Origin of the sequence: Actinomadura terrae, from assembly GCF_022751215.1 — a bacterium.
GTDB classification, from domain to species: domain Bacteria; phylum Actinomycetota; class Actinomycetes; order Streptosporangiales; family Streptosporangiaceae; genus Spirillospora; species Spirillospora terrae.
Genome location: NZ_JAICDG010000001.1, coordinates 210,775 through 228,927 on the forward strand (window position 1 = coordinate 210,775; position 18,153 = coordinate 228,927).

Here is an 18,153-nt window from a genome sequence, read left to right on the forward strand (position 1 = left end):
GTCGCGGCGTTCGCCGTTCCCGTCCTGCTGGCCACCGTGATCGCCTTCGCCTTGCGGGACGAGCCGGCGACCGAGCGGCCGGAGGGGGCGGCGACGTCGATGCCTTCGGCGCCGGCCGCGCCGAAGGCCGAGCCCACCTACGGGCAGTACGTGGTGCCGAAGCCGCAGCCCCAGGCGGAGACGCGCGCGCCGGACCGTCCGCCCACACCCGTGGCGACCCCGCGCAAGAAGGTGACTCCCAAACCGACGCGCACGACACGCTCGCCGCGTCCGACGCGCCTGCGACCTCCCTGTCCGAATGGATGGGGAAGTGTGCCGTGGTGGCGAGAGTGGTGTCGGCAGCACGGTTACCGCACTCGCTGACCCGGTTACAGCCTGGTCACAGGTGAACCTGTAGTAGCGTGCTGCCGCTGTTCCGTATTCGGGCATCAGGAGGAAAACCACCGTGCCTAACCCCCGGTCGGCGGCGTTGATCGCGGTCTTCCTGGTGACGGCCGTGTTCGCTCCGCGCGACGTCGGCAGGGCGGCCGACGGGCCGGATGACTCGGTCGAGGCGCTGCGCAAGCAGGCGTCCAAGGCCCGCTCCGAGTTGGAGAAGGCCACGACGGAGATGGAGGGCCGCCAGAAGGAGTTGGCGTCCTCCCAGGTGAAGCTGCGCGGCACGCTGAAGGACCTGGCGGGGGCCGAGGCCGAGCTGAACCGGATCCGGCAGCCGTTGGCAAGGCTGGCGAACTCGTCCTACCAGCAGAGCGGCGCCGTCGGGTCCATGGCGATCTTCGGCGGCGGCTCTCCCGACTCGGCGCTGCGCTCCACGGCGGACGTGACGCTGCTCGCCCGGTCACAGCAGGCCCTTGTGGACCGTGCCGACGAGCTGCAAAAGCGGCGCCGGGAACTGGCGTCCACCGCGCAGGATCTCCAATCGCGCAACGCGATCGAGCAGACCCGCGTCCAGCAGCAGATCGACGGCCTCAAGGAGAAGTCCGCGCAGCTGACCAAGCAGCTCAACACGATGCTGAAAAAGCTGAGCCCGGCGAAGCGGCTGGAACTCGGATGCGACAAGAGGCTGGCCGCCGACGCCAAGAAGTTCCCGAACGGGTTGATTCCGGCGAAGTATCTGTGCCCGCTGCCGCAGAAGGGTAAGGAACTGCGCGCGGACGCGGCCCTTGCCTTCTACAAATTGAACGCCGCATACAAGCGCCACTTCGGCCGCGACATATGCGTGACCGACTCCTACCGGAGCCTCTCCGAGCAGCACCGCGTGTACGCGGAACGTCCCGGGTTCGCCGCCATCCCCGGAACGAGCAATCACGGCAAGGGCCAGGCCGTCGATCTGTGCGGCGGGGTGCAGAACTCGGGTTCCGTCCAGTTCAACTGGATGGAGGCCAACGCCAAGACCTACGGGTGGCTGCACCCCGCGTGGGCCTACAGCAACCCGTTCGAGCCGTGGCACTGGGAGTACGGCACCGAGGACGACCAGTAGGTCAGGCCGGCAGCTCGGCGGCCGGCGCGATCTCCGAGGTGCAGTACTTGCAACGCACCGCCTTCACCGGAATGTCGCTCAGGCACTGCGGGCACTCCCGCTCGGTCGCCTCCTTCCCCCGGTCCATGCGCTCGATCAGCTTGGCCGTCGGCAGCACGACCAGGAAGTACACGATCACCGCCGTGATCACGAACGCGATCGCGGACGTGACGAAGATTCCGTACGGGAACTTGGTCCCATCGATGGTCACGGCGAGCCGCGTGTAGTCGGGCTTACCGCCGATCAACGCGATCAACGGCGTGATGAAGGAGTTCGCGAAATCCTTCACCAGCCCCGCGAACGCCGCCCCGACGACGAACGCGACCGCGAGATCGATGAGGTTGCCGCGAAACAGGAACTTCTTGAAACCGCTCATAGTGCCTCCTATAAATGGTGACCGCCTCCCGACCCTCCGGGAGCCGAATTACCAGCCGTCCGTCCGCCTGCCTGTTCGTCCACCTGCTCGCCCCGTCGCCGCACCGGCCTCGCGAGGCTCCGTCCTGCGGAGACGGCCCACAGCACCGGGCCCTCGACCACATCCCTCCGGCGGCCAGTCGCAGCCCTGTCGATTGACCGCCGCAGGTGGGCTCCGGTTGGCTTCTCCGCCCCATCGCCGAGGCCCCGGCGGAGCAGCCGCCCCGACGCGTCGCGGAGTGACCTCGCGGCCATTCCGAAGGACCGTCGACCGCCCGTGCATCGCCCACAGGACGCACCGTCCGACCGCGCCCACCCTTCCGAGGAGCGATGACCGAGCATGTCGCCGGTTTCTCTGGTTTGTTGTTGGCCTTGCGGTGTATCTGGGCCCGAGCCACCACTGGTCTCGCGGTGCTGGACGGTGAGTCTCGCGGACGCTGTCCTGGTTGCGGCTGGCTCCAGCGCTCAATGGCGTGGGAATCGGCAGGACGTAGCGCTGGTGGACCGTTGCGTCGCGACGTTGGGGCGCGCCAGAGATCGTCATATGTCGGAGTTGTGGTGGGCAACGGCATCCCGGGACCGCTGCGGTACGGGTAACGAGCGCCGCTGGGTGCGGAGCATCGCCTGATCGGACGTCGCCACCGGCGGCTGCTGGGCGGGTTTCTGCTGATCAGAAGCCACGTGGCGACACTCCTTGCCCGGGATGCGGACGAGATGAACCCGAACGGCCACGGATGGTAATGAACGGCCCTGCTGTTTGCCAAGTCGGCGTCGGCGAGGCCCGGAACCGCGGACGCGCCGGAAGGCCGTGCACCGTCCACGGCCAATGAGCTGACCACCATTCCGTCCCCAACCGAGACAGAGCCAGCCGCCCTCCGATGCTCGGCGCAGTAGCACCGTCTCGTGCCTGCAAATGGGTGCGGCCACGCTGATCCCGCTCAGCCTCGACGGTGTCGACTAGTCCCGTCCCCGCGGACACTCTCACCCCGAAAGGTCCCAGACCGGCGGTGTCAGCGGGCGACGCCTGACAGGGAGGGTGTTCTCCGGTGCCGAGCCACACACCTCAACACACGCCCCTACTCGGGGGCTCGTCACCAACCACGCGATGCGGAGATCGGAAGCTGGAGGTAGAAGACGGGGTCAGGGTGCCGAAGAGGGCTGCTGCGTGTGGTGGTCCAGCAGACGGCTGAGGGTTCGCACGAACTGGTCGCGTTCGGCGGGGAGCAGCGGGGCGAGCAACTCTTCGTGGAGGTCGTCCAGCACCTTGTCGAGGCGGCGCAGGTGTCGGCGGCCCGGCGCGGTGATCGTGATGACGTTGCGGCGGCGGTCGCCGGGATCGGGTGTCCGCTCGACGAAGCCGCGCTCCGCCAGTTCGTTGAGTACGCCGACCATGTCGCTGCGGTAGATGCCGGTGTGCCGGCTCAACATCGCCTGGCTGCCCGGGCCGTACTCCTCCAACGAGGCGAGGACGGCGTAGTGCCACTTGCGGGCGTCGACCTGGGCCAGTCCGTCGGTGATCAGCCGATCTGACCGCGTGGACAGCTGGGAGAGCAGGCGGCTGGCCCGTCGCCGCAGCCTGTCCGGCAGCTCGATCACGCTGGCGGCAGGCATGTCCGCGGCTTCGGCTCTGCTGGGCATGGCGCCGATCCTACTCCTATTGCGTTAGTGGGACTAACGATGTAACTTCGTTCGTGGCACAAACGTTAGTCAAATAAACGTTAGTCCTCTGAACAGATGGAGACGTTGTGACGACCACACCCCAGACCTTCGGTACCGCGCTCATCGGCCAGACCGAGAAGGCGCTGAACGCGATCCTGGAGCGGCAGCTCGCAGGAACCGGCATCACCGAGCCCCAGTGGGTGACCCTCACACTGACCGTGGTCGGTGGCGGGACCCTCGACCGGGCCGAGCTCACCCGCCGGGTGAGCGGCGCCATCCAGGTCGGCCGGGCGTCGGTGGAGGAACGCATCACGGAGCTGACCGCCGCAGGACTCCTACAGGCCGACAACGATGGCCGCGTCCAGGTCACCGACGAAGGACAGGCGCGTTGGACGCGGGTCCGCGCCACGATCGAACCAATCACCCAAACCCTGTGGGGCGACCTGCCGGCCGAGGACCTGGCCGCCGCGGGCCGCGTCCTGAGCATCGTCCTGGACAGGGCGAAAGCGGTGCTCGCCACCCCCTGAGCCCCTGCCCTTCAAGGCTCGGCACCTGACACGAAGACTCACCTCCGCACGAAGGACGGCATCATGCCCGCAGACACTCGGATCGCCGACCGCATCGAGATCGCCGACCTGGTCACACGCTTCGCGCTCCTGCTGGACGAGAAGCGGTGGGAGGACGCGGCCACGGTCTTCGCAGAAGATGTGACGGTGCACTCCCCGCGCGGGGGCGAACTCCGCGGCATCGACCAGGTCATCGACTTCATGCGGCGGGGCGAGGTCGAGGGGGAGCGCACCCAGCACACGACCACTGACCTCCTGGTGGACGTAGGGGGCGACCAGGCGTCCGCCTCGGCGAACTCGACCGTGTACTACTACCACGACGGCGAGGCACCCCACTTCACCGGCGGCCTGCGACAGCACCTCACCGCAACCCGAACGCCAGACGGCTGGCGCCTCCGCGAGGTGAGCATCAAGCCCGCCTGGACCCGCGAAAACTAACCCCCGCCCAAGAGCACGCCATCCCCCAGGCGCCGCAGACGACCGTCCAGCCAACCCTCGAATAGAGCGGCCCGCGCCCCACCGCCAAACATGACCAAGTACCAAACGGCGCCCAGGCGCACGAGCGGCCAGTGGCGCGCTGTCGTTCGAGTGCGACCGGGCGGTGTGGTTCGCGGTGCGTTGCGGGCCGAGGTTGCCCTGCGGTCGGCGGCGCGCTGCGGTCGACGGTGTCCCGCAGTTCGCGGCGTGGTGTATTGCGGCGTGTTGCGGTCCATGGTGCGGCGCGACCTGGGTGGGTGCAGCCTGTGGTTTGCGGTGGGGGTGCGGTCGCGGTGCGGTGCGTCCGCAGTGGGATCAGGCCGCGCTGTGGTTCGCGGCGGTGGCGCGCCGCGTTCGCAGAGTGGTGTGGTTCGCAGGCGGTCTGGTTCGCGGTGCCCTGCGGTTCGCAGTGCAGTGCGGTCCGCGGCGGGGGTGCGGTGCGTTCACGTGGCGGTGCGGTCGGTGGCGCCCTGCGGTCGGCGGTATGGTTCGGGACGCATTGCGCTCCCTGACGCGCTGCGGTCTTAACGCAGTTGGTCTGCGAGCCGCGATCCTGACGCCTGCCTGGCGTCGCTTTTCGCTCTGTTGACGGCTCAGGTGGGTGGTGTCGGGGGGCGCCTGTGGTGCCCGATGGCCGGGGGCGGATCCGGCCGCGTCCCGGACGGGCGGTCGGGTGTTCGACGCGGGTTCCAACCAAGCTGAGGCTTCCCTCTGTCCTATCGACTGTGGGTGCGCCTCGGGTGCTGGCCCGGTGGTTGCGCTTGTGGGTCCCGAGCTGGAAGCCGCCGACTGCGACGTGGTGCGGAGGTTTGCGGCGTGGTGTGTCGCGGCGCGCTGCGGTCCATGGTGCGGCGCAGTGTGACCTGCGGTGCGCAGGGGCACAGCCTGTGGTTGTGTGTGGTTTGCGATGAGGTGGGGGGGCGGTTCGCCGTGCGGTGCGTCCGCCGCGCGCTCAGCGCCACGCTGCGGTTCGCGGCAGTGGCGCACTGCGTTCGCGGAGTGGTGCGGTTCGCAGGCGGTGTGCTCGCAGTGCCATGCGGTTGTGGGTGTCCTGCGGTTGGTGGCGTGCTGTGGTCGATGGTGCCCTGCGGTTCGCGTGTGGTGTGGTTCGTGGCGCGGTGCGGTGCGGTTCGCAGTGCGGTGGGGGTGCGGTGCGTCCACGTTGCGGTGCGGTCGGTGGGGCCCTGCGGGCGGCGGTGCGGTTCGCGGCGCATAGCGCTCCCCGGCACGTACGGGTCTAACGCAGTTGGTCTGCGAGCCGCGATCCTGACGCCTGCCTGGCGTCGCTTTTCGCTCTGCTGACGGTTCGGGTGGGGGGTGGGGCCGACTGCGGTTCGCAGCGCGCCGTGGTTCGCGGTGCCTTGCTGTTGGCGGCGCGCTGCGGTCGATGGTCCTACGGTTCGCGGCCTGGGGCGGTTCGTGGCGTGCCGCGGTGCGGCGTGGTGTGTCGCGGTGCGGTCCGCGGTGGGGTGCGGGTGCGTCCATGTGGCGGTGTGGTCGGTGGGCGGTTCGCGGTGTGGTTCGCGACGCATAGCGCTGCCGCGCAGCGGTCCTAACGCAGTCGGTCTGCGAGCTGCGATTCCGATGCCCGCCTGGCATCGCAGCTCGCTCTGCTGACAGCTCAGGGGGGTGGTGTCGGGGTCGGTCGTGGTTCCTGCTGGCCGGGGGCGGGTCCGGTCGCGTCCCGGACGGGCGGTCGGGTGTTCGACGCGGTTCCAACCAAGCTGAGGCTTCCCTCTGTCCTTTCGACTGTGGGTGCGTCCTCGGGTGCTGGCCCGTGGTTGCGCTTGTGGGTCCCGAGTTGGAAGTCGCCGACTGCGACGTGGTGCGGAGGTTTGCGGCGCACAGTGATTCGGCGCGTCGGTCTGCGGTGCAGTCTGGTCTAGCGCTGTGGTCCGTAGGGCTGTGGTCGCTAGCGCGGTGTGGTTCGCAGTACGGGGCCGGGGCATCGCTGAGTGCGATCTCCAGCATCCAGAGGACGAAGCCCGGTACGTCCAGCACGGCGAGCTGGCTATCAAGGTACTGATCGACGCGGGGTACAGGAGTTGGGCCAGTTGTCGTCGTCCACATGTTCTGACGCTTCTGGCGGGTGTGGTTACCTGCGCGGCCCGCTTGTGGGAGTTCGACCTGCGCACCGGCGCGAGCTTCAACCCCGAGGGTTGTGGGGTGTACGCCTCCGGCGGGGTTACGGCCTGCGTCTCGGCGCCCTGCTCGCCGCCCGTTGGACCGGCGCTCATGGAGTACGCGGCCCCTGCCGGGGGAGCGGGCCCCGGGGTGGCGCGCTTGGCGTATTGCGCGTCCGTTGGCGGATGCAGTTCGTGCAGCAGATGTAGGACGCGAGGGCGGCCCTGGAATCGCTTGGGGCCTGGGGAGGGAGGCGGAGCGAGCCTAAGCCTTTTACCTGCATGAACGGCGGGGGTGAGGTTTGGGTTTGTCGCGGATTGGTTGATGCCGTTCTGTCTGCGTCGCTTGCTGACTCGGATTCCGCCGTTCCCCGCGAGGTCTCTCGAACGGGTGCGCTGGTGGGTGTCGCTGGCTTGGGTGGGGGGTTGGTTCTGGTTGGCCTCCTTGCTACTGGCCTCCAGTGATCGTTATGGAGAGCGGGCCTCCGGCTCCCGCCAGGGCTGCTGCTTGGGTGCGGTCGGTCGCGACGACTATGAGTGCTCCTTCTTGACCTCCTTCCTTGTCCGGCGGGGGGACAGCCACCACCGGGACGTCCGACACCACGAGGCGGGCGTCTCCCCAGCCGCTTGGACCGCCTGTGAGGAGAGAGGCTGTTGGACTGGCAGGAAGGACGTGGCCGGGGAAGCTTTTGGCCTCCGATGGTGGTAGCGCTGCGGTCTGTGTTGGTGAGCTTTTTGTCTGGTGGCTGGTCGTGAGGTGTGTGGAGGCGCGGGCGGTGGAGGCTTGGGGTGCGGGTGGGAGGGGGTGGTGGGTCGGCGGGTGGTCGCTGGGGCCTGTGAGGGCGTTGGAGATTTGGTGTGTGGTGGCGGGGTGGTTTTGGGTGGTGGGGGTGAGGGTGGGGTTGTTGTCGGTGTGGGGGTGGCGGTGGTGGGTGGTTCGTGGGGTTGTTGGGTCGGGGGGTGGGGTGGTTTGAAGGGTCAGGATGTCGATGCGGGTGCCTGGGTGGAGTAGGTGGACGGACGCGGCGTCGGCGATGCGGACGGGGGTCGCGACCGTGCCGGGGGCGTGGCCTTCGAGGAGGGAGGCGCCGATCAGGCGGGCGTCGGTGAGGGGCTCGCCGCGGCGCATGGGGGCGGCCAGGACGCGGCCGGTGGCGCCCGTGTGGAGGGCGCCGGACGGGACGGCGGCGGGCGGCAGGGCCAAGGCGCGGAGGTCGGACGGGCGCAGGGTGGTTCCGGACGGGAGGTCGCGGGCCGCTCCCAGGACGTGGACGGACGGTGGTGGGCCCGGGCGGAGGGCCATGAGGGCGGTGCCGGCGGCGGCTGCGGCGAGCAGTGCCGCCAGGGGCCGCCGCAGGCGGGTTAAGCGGGTGTTCACGGCAGTTCCAGAGGGAGCTTCATGCCGTCCAGGGCGTTGGGGCAGGGGCAGCCGCGTTCGGTGGGCAGGGCCTTGACCACGTCCGCCACGAGGGTGCGGAGGCGGTCGATGTTCTCGCCGAAGACGCGGAGGACCTCCTCCATCGTGACGCCGTCGCCCTCCTCGATTCCGGCGTCGAGGTCGGTGACGAGGCAGAGGGGGGTGTAGCAGAGCGCCAGCTCGCGGGCGAGGACGGCCTCCGGGTGGCCGGTCATGCCGACCAGCGTCCAGCCCTGGGCGGCGAACCACTGGGACTCGGCGCGGGTGGAGAAGCGGGGGCCCTCGATGACGACCAGCGTGCCGCCCTCGACCGGGCGCCAGCCTGCGGCCTTCGCGGAGTCGGCGGCGGCGCGGCGGCCCGCCGGGCAGTACGGGTCGGAGAACGACACGTGGACCGCGCCGCCCTCGTCGTAGAAGGTCTGGGGGCGGCCATGGGTGCGGTCGGCGAGCTGGTCGGGGACGGCCAGCGTGCCGGGGCCGTACTCGGGGGTGAGTGAGCCGACGGCGCTCGGCGCGAGGACCTGGCGGACGCCCAGGGAGCGCAGCGCCCACAGGTTGGCGCGGTAGGGGATCTTGTGCGGTGGATAGCGGTGGTCGCGGCCGTGGCGGGGGACGAAGGCGACGCGCCGGCCGGCGAGGTCACCGATCGCGATCGGGTCGCTCGGCGCGCCGTAGGGGGTCTCGACCTGCACCTCCTCGATGTCGTCGAGGAAGGAGTAGAAACCGGACCCGCCGATGACCCCGATGTCGGCGGCGGACTCTGCGTCTTCTCGCGAAATGGACATGACGCGACACTAACCAGCCGCCTTCACCGCCCGACAGCCCCGCCGCCGATTGTGGATAACTCTCGTCCGGCGGCGCGGCCGGTGCCCGAGATCGCGGAGGGGCCCAGCCATGCGGCTGGGCCCCTCCGGTCTGGTTTTCCGTCGTCAGCCGACCGGGTCCAGAACCTTCGACTCCTCGTGGGACGGGTTCTGCTTGGCGAGGCGGCCCGGGGTCCAGATGCGCCGTCCGATGTCGTAAGACAGGGCGGGCAGCAGCAGGGACCGGACGATCAGCGTGTCGAGCAGCACGCCGAACGCGACCACGAAGCCCATCTCGGCCATGGACACCAGCGGCAGCGTGGCCAGGGCGGCGAACGTCGCGGCCAGGACCAGCCCGGCGGAGGTGATGACGCCGCCGGTGACGGCGAGCCCGCGCTGGATGCCGCGGCGCGTCCCGAGCGTCTCGGTCTCCTCACGGACGCGGTGCATGAGGAAGATGTTGTAGTCGACCCCCAGCGCGACCAGGAAGATGAAGGCCAGCAGGGGGAAGCCGCTGTCGGTGCCCTCGTAGCCGAAGCCGTGCTGGAAGATCAGGGCGCAGGCGCCGAGCGAGGCGAGGAACGACAGGACGACGGTCGCCATCATCAGCAGCGGCGCGACCAGGGCGCGCAGCAGGAGGATGAGGATCAGGAACACCACGGACAGGACGATCGGGATGATGACCTTGTTGTCGCGGGTGGAGGCGCGGTTGATATCGAGGGTGGTGGCGGTCATGCCGCCCACCTTCGCGTCCGCGGACGGGACGGAGTGCACCGTGTCCCGCAGCCGGTCGATCGTGTCCTTCGCGGCCTTGCTGTCGGCGGAGTAGCGCATGGTCGCCTCGTACTGGACGAGACCGTTCGCGGTGACGGGACGTCCCAGTTCGGCGATTCCCTGTGTCTTCTCTATGGCGGCGCCGAGCGGAGCCGCCGCGGACGCCTTGCCGATGACGACGGCCGGTGCGCCGGAGCCTGCGGGGTAGTGACGCGAGACGACCTCGGCGCCGACGATGGAGTCGGGGCGTCCGGTGAACTGGCCCGCGTCCGAGAGCCCGTTCGCCTTGAGCGAGCCCAGGCCGAAGGTGAGCGCGAACAGGCCGACGGCGGTGACGGCCCAGAGCGCGCGCGGGTGCTTGCCGACCAGGCCCGCGACCCGGCTCCAGATGCCGTGCTCCGACTCGTAGGACTCGGGCTGGAGGTACTTCGCGTCGTACCGGGGGACGAGGGGCCAGAACAGCCAGCGTCCGAAGATGACCAGGAGGGCGGGCAGGAGGGTCACCATGGCGGCGAGTGCGGTGAGGACGCCGGCGGCGGCGACCGGGCCCATGCCCGCGGTGGAGTTCATGTCGGCGAGCAGGAGGCACAGCAGCCCGACCGCGACGGTCGCGGCGGAGGCGATGATGGCGGGCGCGGCGCGGTGCAGCGCGAAGGCCATGGCCTCGTGCCGGTCCTCGTGGCGGTGCAGTTCCTCGCGGTAGCGGGCGACGAGCAGGAGCGCGTAGTCGGTGGCGACGCCGAAGACGAGGACGGTGAGGACGCCCGCGCTCTGGCCGTTCACGGTCAGGCCCGCGTTCTTGGCCAGCAGGTAGACGACCGACTGGGCGAGTCCCAGGGCGAACACCGCGCTCAGCACGGGGACGAACCACAGCATCGGGCTGCGGTAGATGATCAGCAGCAGGACGATCACGACGATCCCGGCGGCCATCAGCAGGAAGCCGTCCAGCTCCTTGAAGACCTCGAACATGTCGGCGCCGCTGCCCGCGGGGCCGGTGACGTGCGCCTCCAGCCCGGGCGGCCCCCGCTTGGCGATGTCGCGCGCGCCGTCGATGGCGCCCGTCAAGTCCTCGTCGGTGAAGGGCACGAGGGTCTGGAGGGCCTTGCCGTCCTTGGACGGGAACGGTCCCTGCGCCTTCTGCGCTCCCGGGAGGTGCTCAAGCCCGGGCAGGTCGGCGGCGGCCTTCGCCTTGTCCGCGGCGGTGATGCCCCCGGGACGCTCGTAGACGACGACCGCGAGGATCGTCTCGTCCTTACGGAACTGCTCCTGTAGTTCGATGACCTGGGTGGACTCCGCCCCACCGGGCAGCCAGGACGCCGCGTCGTTCTCCTGGACGTCGGCCAGTTTGCCTGCGAGCGGTCCAAGGGCCGCCAGCAGGACGACCCAGATGGCCAGCACGACCCACTTGCTGCGCCGTCCGGCGACCAACCCGACCAGGCGATGGCCCAGGGATCTGGGGGGAGCCGGGCTCTGTGCGCTCATGATCCTTCTCACTTTCGTCCGGGGGGAACGAGATATATCGCGTCTCACGGCGAACAATGTCTCGATTGAAGAGAGATGTCAAGTAGTGTCGTGAGTGGCCGAGAGGCGAGTTTCTCGTGAACAGAGTCTCTCGAAAATAGAGCTTTGTCAAGTCGTGACGGAGTCGCGGCTCCCGGGGCCTGGGCCGGCGCCGAAGATGCCGCGCTGGTCATCGCGAGGATGTGCCGCCTGCCGCGCCGTCCGGTGATCCATGCCGCCCGCCCCCCGAGTCTGTTCCATCTTTCGCATCAATGTTCGATGCAAGGGTTACGGGCGCGCGTCCGGCAGAAGGCTGGAACCGCTCTACCTCGCCTGGGGCAAGGGAGACAGGTGGATCTACCCCTGGAGATGTATGTGGCCCGGAGGGCACATGCCCGCCCGGAGGAGGAGCGCTCCATCGGCTCTCGTCCTTGGGGACGGGCCGCGACCTGCTGGGCGGCCTGGAACCCGCTGGGCGGGCGCGGAAGCGCGCACAGGCCGCCGAATCGGCCGCCGCGGGGGTCCGGAGTCGCCGGACGCGTTCGGGAGGCGTTGAGGGCCCCTCCGGGCCGCCGGTGGCGTACGTCCCCGCGACGGGACGTCCGCATGCCGTTAAGCCGCGCCGCCGATAGCTGGGCGGCGCGGCTGATGTCCTGCGGCCTGGCGGGTCAGGCGACTTGGCGGGTCAGGCGACCTTTTCCGACGAGGCGGACTTCGTGCCCGACTTCGACGACGAGCCCGAGCCCGACGACGAGGCGTCGCCCGAGGACTTCGACGACGAGTCGGACTTGCCCGAGCCGCCGGAGTCACCCGATCCGTTCGAGGCGCCGTTCGAGGAGGATCCGTTGGACGAGGCGCCCGCGGTGGCGGTCTTGCCGGAGCCGCGACTGTCCGTCCGGTAGAAGCCCGAACCCTTGAAGATGATCCCCGCGGCGGAGAAGACCTTGCGCAGCTTGCCGTTGCAGGCCGGGCATTCGGTCAGCGCGTCGTCGCTGAACTTCTGCACGACCTCGAGAGGCTCGCCGCACTCGGTGCAAACGTACTGATACGTCGGCACGGTTCCTCCTCGCTGACTCAGCCCGGTCGAGGGCCGGACTGGCACTCACTTTGAACGACTGCTAATGGTACCCATGCATGGAACGGGATTCGCCCCCGGCCTGTTCCCGTGTCCCGGCCGGAGGCATGCTCGCGCGCGTCCCGCATTGAGTGCCGCATACCGAGCGGGAGCCCCTGCGTCAGACTCCCGTCTCGCCGAACCAGCCCGCCAACCTGCCCTTGCGGCTGACCGCGCGCAGGCGGCGTTCCGTTGTGTCACGGACGGTGTCGGTGGTCACGACCAGGAGCGTGTCTCCCGCTTCCAGGCGCGTGGTGGGTTCGGGCACGAAACTTGTCCCGTTCCGGACGACCAGGGTGACGGACGCCCCGGTCGGTAGCCGGAGCTCGAATATCTCCACGCCGCCCAACTGGGAGTCGAGGGGAATCCGGACTTCCAGCAGGTCCGCGTGGAGTTCCTCCAGGGGCGCCGCTTCCACGTCCAGCTCACGTGTCTGTTCGTCGCTCTTCAGGCCGCACCAGCGCGCGACCAGCGGCAGTGTCGGGCCCTGGAGGAGCGTGAACACGACGACGATGGTGAAGACGATGGAGAAGATCCGGTCGGCGTCGGGAACGTCCTGCACCATGGGGATCGTGGCCAGGACGATCGGCACCGCGCCCCGGAGCCCCGCCCAGGACGCGAAGACCTTCTCTCCCCACGAGAGCCGGAACCCGATCGTCGACAGGAAGACCGAAACCGGCCGCGCGATGAGCAGCAGAACGAACCCGACGACGAGTGCCGGCGCGATCTGGCCCGGGAGGTCGCTGGGGGAGGCGAGCAGGCCGAGCATGACGAAAAGGCCGATCTGCGAGAGCCAACCGATGCCTTCCGCGAAGCCGCGTGTAGCGGGACGGTGCGGAAGCCTCGCGTTCCCTAGGACGAGCGCACTCACGTACACCGCCAGGAATCCGCTGGCGTGCAGAAGTGTGGCCGCGCCATAGCTGCCCACCGAAAGCGACAGGACGGCGATGGGGTAGAGGCCGGACGCGGGTAGCGCGATGCGGCGGAGCGCCTGGGCGCCGAGCCAGCCGATGATGAGGCCGAGCACTCCGCCGGCGATCAGCTCGTACACCATCACGGCGAGCAGTTCGGCCAGGTTCGGGACGCTCGCGTGCGCGCTGAGCGTGACCACGATGATGACGACGGGCGCGTCGTTGAAGCCGGACTCGGCCTCCAGCAGCCCGCTCAGCCGGGCCGGCAGCGGGAGGCGGCGCAGCACCGAGAACACGGCGGCCGCGTCGGTCGGGGCGAGCACGGCGGCCAGCAGGAACGCGGGCCGCCAGTCGAGGCCGACCAGCCACATGGCGGCGAGCGCGACGACGAGGATGCTGATCAGCGTGCCGATCGTCGACACGCTGAGCGCGGCGGGCACCGAGGGCCGGACGTGCCGCCAGTTCGTGGTGACGCCGCCTTCGGCCAGGATCAGGACGAGGGCGGCGAGGCCGAGCGTCTCGGCGAGCTCGGCGTTGTCGAAGTTGATGTGGAGGGGACCGGACTCGCCAACGAGCAGTCCGAGGCCCATGTACGCCAGGAGGGTGGGAAGCCCCGCCTGGTGCGACAGCCTGACCGCGACGATTGCGCTGAGTACGAGCACGGCCCCGAGGAGTAGCCAGATGTCGAGGTGCACATCCCACCCTTCGGGGTCGTCAAAGTTGAACGTTTAGGAATTCTACATATTTGTCCGCCGATCGCACACTTGTGGTTGAGGGACGGGATGTCCCAAGCGTCCCGCTACCGTCGTCTGACCTGCGGGTTTACCCCGTTCACAATATTCTGCACCTCACGTCCCTGAACGGCCGCCGTGACGTTGTCCTTCACCATCACCACAAGGTTGAGCTGCGACTGCGCGGACGCTCCCGCCACATGCGGGGACAGCAGGACGCTCTCGTGGGAGCGCAGCGGATGCTCCACCTGGAGGGGCTCCTCGTCGAACACGTCCAGCGCCGCGCCGGCGAGCCGTCCGGATTCCAGCGCGGCGAGCACCGCGTCGTCGGGCGCGATGCCCCCGCGCGCCACGTTCACCAGCAGCGCGCCGTCCGGTAGCAGCGCGAGACGTTCCGGGCCGATCAGCCCTCGCGTCTCGTCGGTCAGCGGCAGGGCGAGCACGACGATGTCGGACGTCGCCATCAGATCGTCGAGTTCCCTGTACGTGGCGGACGCGTCAGGGCGCGGACGCCGCGTCCAGTACGAGACGGCGCAGCCGAGTGCGGTGAAAAGACGTGCCGCCTCTGAGCCGATCGCGCCGAAACCCACGATCCCGACGCGCTGCGCATGCAGTTCGCGGGGTTGCCGTCCGGCCAGTTCCATCTGCGGCCACTCGCCAGCGCGTACGTGCCGATCGCCCCAGACGAGCTGACGGCACAGGGCGAAAGCCGCACCGACGGCCCACTCGGCTACGCCGCGCGCGTTGGAACCCGCCGTGTTTGCCGCAGGAACGTTCCTGGCCGTGAGGGCCGCGACGTCGATGCTGTCCGTCCCGACGGACGGCATCTGGACGAACGCCAACCGCGTCGCGGCGGCGATCGCGTCGGCGTCCAGGACCAGCTCTCCGGTGAAGTCGCCGATCACCACCTCGGCCCCGTCCGCGAGGGCCGAACGCAGGCTGTCCTGGTCTCTGCTTGAGGGAAACGTCACCTCGACGGCGTCGCCCAGGGGAGCGAACAGGCCGCGCACGAGGTCCTCTCCGAGCGGGGGCAGGGACAGGATCCGCCACGGGTCCGTCATCTCGAACCTCCCAGGTCCGCGTTGCCGGAGGACGCGCTTCCCCGCCACCGGAGGCGCGCCTCCTCCCGGTTTCGATCTTGACGTCCCACACCCTAGGCGGCGCCCCCGGACGGGCCGGATCCGCGGTGCCGCGCCAAGCCCGGCATCAACCACCACACGACAACAAATGGCCCATTGCGGCCAAAATCACCACCCCTGCGTCCCGGCTGGCCGGGACGCCTGCCTGTCAGGCCAGGCACGGCTGCCTGCCGGGCCCGGTGCACCTGCCCGTCAGGCCAGGCGGTGCAGCCCGCCGGACGGGGTCGCGACCGCGCGCACCCGCCGGTCGTGGGGCTCGGCGGGCACCTCCGCCAGCAGCTCCCCGTCATAGAGCAGCGCCACCGTCAGGATCGCCGGGCCGACGCGGGCCAGCGCGCGGTCGTAGGAACCGCCGCCGCGTCCGAGGCGCATCCCCTTGCGGTCGACGGCCACCGCCGGTGTCAGCACCACGTCCGCGCTGGCCACGGCCCCGGGGCCACGTGGAGGCTCGGTCGGTTCGAGGATCCCATGGGGGCCGGGTGCGAGGGACTCCGGCCCCTCGTAGGAGGCCCAGTCCAGGTCGCCGTCCGGCAGCAGCTTGGGCAGCAGGACGTACGCGCCCCGCTTCCACAACGCGAACAGCAGGCCGCGCGTGTCGGGTTCGGAGCCGAGCGACGCGTACGCCGCGACGGTTCCGGCCATCTCGACCTCGGGGTCCGACAGCAGCGCGTCCCGGATGGAGCGTGCCGCGTTGGAGCGCACGTCAGACGACATGGTCGCACGCTTTCCCAGTAGTTCCGCGCGCAGGCGGGTCTTCGTCACTATGTCGTGCACGCTGTGGTCCTCACGCATGACTAGGGTCTCTACATGGCCGACATTGCACCTGTGCTCAAGGCGGTCGTCCCGGCGGCCGGTCTCGGTACCCGATTCTTGCCCGCCACCAAGGCGACGCCAAAGGAAATGCTGCCGATCGTCGACAAACCGGCGATCCAGTACGTCGTCGAGGAGGCGGTCGATGCCGGCCTCAACGATGTGCTGATGATCACCGGACGCAGCAAACGCTCCATCGAGGACCACTTCGACCGCGCGTACGAGCTGGAGGAGGCCCTGCGCGCGAAGGGCGACGACGAGCGGCTCGGCGCCGTCCGGGAGTCCAGCGAACTGGCGATCATGCACTACGTCCGGCAGGGCGAGCCGCGCGGACTCGGGCACGCCGTGCACTGCGCGCGCCAGCACGTCGGCCACGAGCCGTTCGCGGTGCTGCTCGGCGACGACATGATCGACGCCCGGGACCAGCTGCTCAAGCGCATGATCGAGGTGCGCGGGCAGTACGGCGGCAGCGTCGTGGCGCTCATGGAGGTCGAGCCCGACCAGGTCTCGGCCTACGGCTGCGCCGCGATCGAGGCCACCGACGAGGACGACGTCGTCCGCATCAGCGACCTCGTCGAGAAGCCCGCCGCCGAGGAGGCGCCGAGCAACTGGATCATCATCGGCCGGTACGTCTGCGACCCGGCGGTCTTCGACGTCCTGGAGAAGACCCCGCCGGGGCGCGGCGGCGAGATCCAGCTCACCGACGCGCTGCGCACGCTCGCGGACATGCCCGCCGACCAGGGCGGCACCGTCTACGGCGTCAAGTTCCGCGGCCGCCGCTACGACACGGGCAACAAGCTGGAGTACCTGCGGACGGTCGTCCAGTTCGCCTCCGAGCGGCCCGACCTGGCGCCGGAGTTCATGCCGTGGCTCCGCGAGTTCGTCCAGAAGCACGATTCCTGACCGCGCCTCGATGGACGGCGCGGTGAAGGACGGCGTGGGGAGCGCCGGGGACGCGCCGGCACGCGTCACACTGGGGATGTGGGCATGAGATCAGTCGACGAGCATCTGACCGACATCCTCGGCAGCGTTCCCGTGCTGCCGCCGCTCGACCTGGCGCTGCTGGAGGCGCAGGGGACGGTGCTCGCCGAGCCCGTCTCCGCGCCCGTGCCGCTGCCGCCCTTCGACAACTCCGCGATGGACGGCTACGCCGTGGTCGCGGCGGACATCGCGGGGGCCTCGGAGGCGGAGCCGGTCGTCCTCCCCGTGGTCGGCGACATCCTGGCGGGCGATCCGGGGGTGTCGGCGATCCGGCCGGGGCTCACGGCCCGCATCATGACGGGCGCGCCGCTGCCCGCCGGGGCCGACGCGGTCATTCCGGTGGAGTGGACGGACGGCGGCGCCGCCACGGTGCGGGTCTCGCGCCCGGCACCCGCCGGCAACTACATCCGCCGCGCCGGGGAGGACGTCCTCGCAGGCCAGGTCGTCGCGGACGAGGGCACGCGGCTCGGCGCGGCGCAGATCGGCATGCTCGCGGCCGTGGGGCGGGCCCGCGTGGTCGTCCGGCCGAGGCCCCGCGTGGTCGTGCTGTCGACCGGCACGGAACTGCGCGAACCCGGCGAACGCCTCGGCGACGGGCAGATCTGGGAGTCCAACTCGTACATGCTGACCGCCGCCGTCGTCGAGGCCGGCGGCGTCGGCTTCCGGCAGGCGACCGTCGAGGACGAGCCGGTGAAGGTGCTGGAGACTCTGCGCGACCAGCTCGTCCGCGCCGACGCCATCGTCACCTCGGGCGGCGTCTCGATGGGCACTCGCGACGTCGTCAAGGAGGTGCTGACCGGGGTCGGGACGGTGGAGTTCCACAAGGTCCGGATGCGGCCCGGCAAGCCCCAGGGTTTCGGGCTGTTCGAGGGGACGCCGGTCTTCACGCTCCCCGGCAACCCCGTCAGCGCCTACATCTCCTTCCAGGTCTTCGTCCGGCCCGCGCTGCGCGCCATGCAGGGCCTGGACCCCGAACCGCTGCCGACCGTCAGCGCCGTCCTCGCCCAGGACGTCAGGTCCCCGGCGGGGATGCGCCACTACATGCGTGGCAAGCTGTCCTACAACCGCGGTTTCCACACCGTCACCCCGGCCGACGTGCAGGGCTCCCACCAGCTCGGCTCGCTCTCCTCCGCGGACGCGTTGATCGCGCTTCCGGAGGAGGCGGAGGCCCTGCCCGCCGGCTCCCACGTCGATGTCATGAGGTTGCCGGTATGA

14 protein-coding genes are annotated in these 18,153 nt (G+C 69.9%); 5 read left to right on the forward strand and 9 right to left on the reverse strand.

Features of this window, described 5'->3' with window-relative positions; genetic code table 11:
• The first annotated feature begins 445 nt into the window (after positions 1 to 445).
• Positions 446 to 1,480 carry a D-alanyl-D-alanine carboxypeptidase family protein gene (locus K2F47_RS40340; RefSeq protein WP_308198349.1) on the forward strand — a complete coding sequence of 345 codons (1,035 nt, stop codon included), beginning with the start codon at positions 446 to 448 and terminating at the stop codon, positions 1,478 to 1,480.
• 1 nt (position 1,481) lies between these two features.
• Here the strand turns inward: K2F47_RS40340 and K2F47_RS00980 are convergent, their stop codons facing one another.
• Both K2F47_RS00980 and K2F47_RS00985 read right to left on the reverse strand, forming a co-directional pair.
• Positions 1,482 to 1,895 carry an MscL family protein gene (locus tag K2F47_RS00980; protein ID WP_242900737.1) on the reverse strand — a complete coding sequence of 138 codons (414 nt, stop codon included), beginning with the start codon at positions 1,893 to 1,895 and terminating at the stop codon, positions 1,482 to 1,484.
• Positions 1,896 to 3,073: 1,178 nt separating this feature from the next.
• The gene (locus K2F47_RS00985; RefSeq protein WP_242900738.1) at positions 3,074 to 3,571 is read right to left on the reverse strand and encodes a MarR family winged helix-turn-helix transcriptional regulator; all 498 of its coding nucleotides are present in this window, start codon (positions 3,569 to 3,571) and stop codon (positions 3,074 to 3,076) included.
• A 107-nt stretch (positions 3,572 to 3,678) separates the two neighbouring features.
• On the opposite strand from K2F47_RS00985, the gene K2F47_RS00990 reads away from it, so the two are divergent.
• Positions 3,679 to 4,119, forward strand: coding sequence for a MarR family winged helix-turn-helix transcriptional regulator (locus K2F47_RS00990; RefSeq protein ID WP_242900739.1), 441 nt, complete (start codon positions 3,679 to 3,681; stop codon positions 4,117 to 4,119).
• 63 nt (positions 4,120 to 4,182) lie between these two features.
• The gene (locus tag K2F47_RS00995) at positions 4,183 to 4,596 is read left to right on the forward strand and encodes a nuclear transport factor 2 family protein (protein ID WP_242900740.1); all 414 of its coding nucleotides are present in this window, start codon (positions 4,183 to 4,185) and stop codon (positions 4,594 to 4,596) included.
• 2,610 nt (positions 4,597 to 7,206) lie between these two features.
• Here the strand turns inward: K2F47_RS00995 and K2F47_RS41640 are convergent.
• From K2F47_RS41640 to K2F47_RS01030, 7 genes are all read right to left on the reverse strand, one after another.
• On the reverse strand, positions 7,207 to 8,061 hold the full coding sequence (locus K2F47_RS41640) for an SAF domain-containing protein (RefSeq protein WP_372490829.1): 855 nt from the start codon (positions 8,059 to 8,061) through the stop codon (positions 7,207 to 7,209).
• 71 nt (positions 8,062 to 8,132) lie between these two features.
• Positions 8,133 to 8,960: an S-methyl-5'-thioadenosine phosphorylase gene (locus K2F47_RS01005; protein ID WP_242900742.1), complete on the reverse strand. Its 828-nt coding sequence runs from the start codon at positions 8,958 to 8,960 to the stop codon at positions 8,133 to 8,135.
• 144 nt (positions 8,961 to 9,104) lie between these two features.
• Positions 9,105 to 11,234, reverse strand: coding sequence for an MMPL family transporter (locus tag K2F47_RS01010; protein ID WP_242900743.1), 2,130 nt, complete (start codon positions 11,232 to 11,234; stop codon positions 9,105 to 9,107).
• Positions 11,235 to 11,937: 703 nt separating this feature from the next.
• On the reverse strand, positions 11,938 to 12,309 hold the full coding sequence (locus tag K2F47_RS01015; protein WP_242900744.1) for an FmdB family zinc ribbon protein: 372 nt from the start codon (positions 12,307 to 12,309) through the stop codon (positions 11,938 to 11,940).
• Between the two features lie 178 nt (positions 12,310 to 12,487).
• Complete coding sequence (locus K2F47_RS01020) at positions 12,488 to 13,972, reverse strand: potassium/proton antiporter (protein WP_242900745.1); 1,485 nt, start codon at positions 13,970 to 13,972, stop codon at positions 12,488 to 12,490.
• 104 nt (positions 13,973 to 14,076) lie between these two features.
• Entirely contained in the window at positions 14,077 to 15,018 is a 942-nt protein-coding gene (locus K2F47_RS01025) for a 2-hydroxyacid dehydrogenase (RefSeq protein WP_242900746.1), read from the reverse strand.
• Between the two features lie 321 nt (positions 15,019 to 15,339).
• The gene (locus K2F47_RS01030; RefSeq protein ID WP_272496398.1) at positions 15,340 to 15,939 is read right to left on the reverse strand and encodes a 5-formyltetrahydrofolate cyclo-ligase; all 600 of its coding nucleotides are present in this window, start codon (positions 15,937 to 15,939) and stop codon (positions 15,340 to 15,342) included.
• 15 nt (positions 15,940 to 15,954) lie between these two features.
• Between K2F47_RS01030 and galU the strand changes: the two genes are divergently transcribed.
• Together galU and glp are read left to right on the forward strand one after the other, a co-directional pair.
• The gene (galU, locus tag K2F47_RS01035; RefSeq protein WP_242900748.1) at positions 15,955 to 16,860 is read left to right on the forward strand and encodes a UTP--glucose-1-phosphate uridylyltransferase GalU; all 906 of its coding nucleotides are present in this window, start codon (positions 15,955 to 15,957) and stop codon (positions 16,858 to 16,860) included.
• Positions 16,861 to 16,944: 84 nt separating this feature from the next.
• On the forward strand, positions 16,945 to 18,153 hold the full coding sequence (glp, locus tag K2F47_RS01040) for a molybdotransferase-like divisome protein Glp (RefSeq protein ID WP_242900749.1): 1,209 nt from the start codon (positions 16,945 to 16,947) through the stop codon (positions 18,151 to 18,153).

Excerpts from the sequence above, each read along its gene's own strand:
- K2F47_RS00980 (WP_242900737.1), bottom strand. The coding sequence starts at position 1,895 with ATGAGCGGTTTCAAGAAGTTCCTGTTTCGCGGCAACCTCATCGATCTC.
- K2F47_RS00985 (WP_242900738.1), bottom strand. The coding sequence starts at position 3,571 with ATGCCCAGCAGAGCCGAAGCCGCGGACATGCCTGCCGCCAGCGTGATC.
- K2F47_RS00995 (WP_242900740.1), top strand. The coding sequence starts at position 4,183 with ATGCCCGCAGACACTCGGATCGCCGACCGCATCGAGATCGCCGACCTG.
- K2F47_RS41640 (WP_372490829.1), bottom strand. The coding sequence starts at position 8,061 with ATGGCCCTCCGCCCGGGCCCACCACCGTCCGTCCACGTCCTGGGAGCG.
- K2F47_RS01005 (WP_242900742.1), bottom strand. The coding sequence starts at position 8,960 with ATGTCCATTTCGCGAGAAGACGCAGAGTCCGCCGCCGACATCGGGGTC.
- K2F47_RS01010 (WP_242900743.1), bottom strand. The coding sequence starts at position 11,234 with ATGAGCGCACAGAGCCCGGCTCCCCCCAGATCCCTGGGCCATCGCCTG.
- K2F47_RS01030 (WP_272496398.1), bottom strand. The coding sequence starts at position 15,939 with ATGCGTGAGGACCACAGCGTGCACGACATAGTGACGAAGACCCGCCTG.
- galU (WP_242900748.1), top strand. The coding sequence starts at position 15,955 with ATGGCCGACATTGCACCTGTGCTCAAGGCGGTCGTCCCGGCGGCCGGT.
- glp (WP_242900749.1), top strand. The coding sequence starts at position 16,945 with ATGAGATCAGTCGACGAGCATCTGACCGACATCCTCGGCAGCGTTCCC.